At 44.0% G+C, this 2,485-nt stretch carries 3 protein-coding genes; all 3 read left to right on the forward strand.

Going from position 1 to position 2,485, the window contains the following annotated elements; genetic code table 11:
• Positions 1-268: 268 nt before the first annotated feature.
• Positions 269-1,144, forward strand: a complete 876-nt coding sequence (locus tag HGJ91_RS16330) for a site-specific integrase (protein WP_291348911.1) — start codon at positions 269-271, stop codon at positions 1,142-1,144.
• Positions 1,141-2,229 (forward strand): transposase, encoded by a 1,089-nt coding sequence (locus tag HGJ91_RS16335; RefSeq protein ID WP_291348912.1) that lies wholly within the window; start codon positions 1,141-1,143, stop codon positions 2,227-2,229. Before HGJ91_RS16330 ends, HGJ91_RS16335 begins: the two co-directional genes overlap by 4 nt.
• A gap of 24 nt (positions 2,230-2,253) precedes the next feature.
• On the forward strand, positions 2,254-2,485 hold a 232-nt coding region (locus HGJ91_RS16340; protein WP_291348913.1), incomplete at its 3' end, for a hypothetical protein.

Below are 2,485 nucleotides of genomic sequence, written 5' to 3' on the forward strand. Positions count from 1 at the left end.
TCCTTGGGAATTGAAATTCATAACGCCCCGCTTCACCTCACGGCGGCGAGAACCTGGGCATGTTTAATGGTGCATTATTTCGCACACCGAAAACTTTGTAAAGCCGCACGACCCCGCCGGTCAGAGTGCAAGCGGATGTTCAAGTAAGCCGCTCCGCGGCAGATTAAGCCGTGCCGACATTGTTTAATCCCATTGCCCATGGTATCTTCTACCGGCTTGCAGGTCGGTATCTTCTACCCGACAAGGTTAAAGAAGAGAGGAAGATACCATGAGCAATTTAATCAAACGTTTTAAGGAAGATCTCCAATTAGCCGGTTATGCTAAGCGAAGTATTCAATCCTATACCAGCGCGGTTTTAAAACTACAGCGCTTTTATAATAAACCATTAGAAGATATCACTGAAGAACAGCTTCGTCAATACTGGCTTTGCTGTCAGAATGAGTTCGGCTGGAGCGCAGCTACACTGCGTATCAGTTACTCCGGTATTCAGCATTTTTTTACCAGAACGCTGGTCCAATCCTGGAACATTTTCAACGACATCAAGTGGAAGCGTGAGCAGACCTTACCGACTATTTTGAGCCTGAAAGAAGTCAGGAAGATTATTTATGCCCTGCCCACCGTGCAAAGCCATACATTTTATTTGACATTATATTCCATGGGACTGCGTTTGAGGGAAGCAACAACACTTCAGGTCAAAGATATCCTGTCTGACAGAGGGCTTGTGCATATTCACGGCGGCAAGGGTGGCCTGGACAGGACGGTACCTTTACCTAAAATAACCCTGTTGACTTTGCGCAAATACTATAAAATCCATCGAAATCCAAAATGGATATTCCCTGCCTTGGGCCGCAATGGCGGTAAGAACGCTCAATATGCCAAAAATCATGTGAGTGACAGTGGGGTTCAAGGAGTCCTGCGAACTACTTTGAAACGCCTGAAGTTTAAAAAACATGTCCACCCTCATGTATTCCGCCATGCGTATGCAACTCATTTGCTGGAAGCAAATATCCCCATACGGCACGTCCAAAAAATATTAGGCCATAAAACGCTTAAGAGCACCATGATTTATCTGCATGTGACCACACAGGCTCAAGTTGATTCCAATGACAAAGTTTCCAAGGTCATGCAGGGGGTATTGTCATGAGTGATGTTCAAAAAATCCTTCAAATGTATGGCCCACAATATATGGCTCTTTATGGTGATCGAATGCCGCAATCTCATAAGAAAACCATCCGGGATATTATCGCCTGTCGAAATGGTTCCTTTGGAACAATGGTGTATGAATGCAGTGACTGTCGTAACCTGCATTTTATCCACTGTTGCTGTGGCAACCGCCATTGTCCCAACTGTCAGCAGAATAAAGCGGATCAATGGCTTAATCAGCAGATGAAAAAACTGCTGCCGACCCATTACTTTCTGCTAACGATCACACTCCCCCAAGGTCTTCGGGATGTTGTAAGATCTCATCAGAAACTATCTTATGGCGCACTGTTTTCATGCACCAATGAAGCGCTGAAAAAATTAGCACAAGATGCACGGTTTATCGGATCTGATCGAATAGGATATCTGGCAGCTCTCCACACATGGGGCGGCATGCTCCAGTATCATCCCCATTTACACCTGGTCATTCCCGGAGGAGCATTGTCTGATAATAATGACCAATGGTTTTCTTCCCGGCAGGATCTGTTTGTTCACACAAAACCTTTGGAGATCATTTTCAAAGCTAAATTCATGGCTGCAATGAAAAAAGCCGGACTGCTCGACAAAATAGATCCCGCAGTTTGGAAACGGCAATGGGTGATTGACAGCCAGGCCGTGGGACAGGGACAAAATTCCTTACGTTATCTTTCAAGATATGTGTTCCGGGTGGCCATCTCCAATAACCGTATCAAAAGCATTGAAAATAATGTCATCAGATTTCTGTACAAAGACCGTGAAAAGAAAAAATGGAAAATCATGGCACTGGATGCCATGGAGTTTATCAGAAGGTTCTTGCAGCATGTTCTTCCCAAAGGATTTATGAAAATAAGGCATTATGGATTTCTTAATCCCAACAGTGCCTTGTCCATTGAAAAAATCCGTGAACTCATTTCATTCATACATGACATTATTGCACTTTTTACTGAAATCCCGGAACCGGAAATACCCACTATTAAATGCAGCCATTGCGGGCATGATTTGAAATTTATTCTCTTTGTAAAGCCTGAACCACGATGTAGATCCGGATAGCATTACAAAACTGATGATCCGGTATTGGCCAACTTTACAAACAGCCTGACCAGCAACTGTCTTAGGCATGTTTCAGTACCCGTGCGCCAAATTGCCGATATTTTAATTCTCGACCTGGGTATTAATGGCTGGAAACAGCCTGACTTTTGGTTTTTATATCAAGAGAAAGGCACGCTTTTAAAATTTTCATCGTATCTGGTCTTTAACACATCCAGCAAATCGGCAACCTTTCCCCCTATAGATCCGCGGCTTCTTG

This window comes from Desulfobacula sp. (genome assembly GCF_014237455.1).
Taxonomy (GTDB): Bacteria; Desulfobacterota; Desulfobacteria; order Desulfobacterales; family Desulfobacteraceae; genus Desulfobacula.

Bases quoted from the DNA above. Each gene is read 5' to 3' on its own strand.
- HGJ91_RS16330 (WP_291348911.1), top strand. From the start codon at position 269: ATGAGCAATTTAATCAAACGTTTTAAGGAAGATCTCCAATTAGCCGGT.
- HGJ91_RS16335 (WP_291348912.1), top strand. From the start codon at position 1,141: ATGAGTGATGTTCAAAAAATCCTTCAAATGTATGGCCCACAATATATG.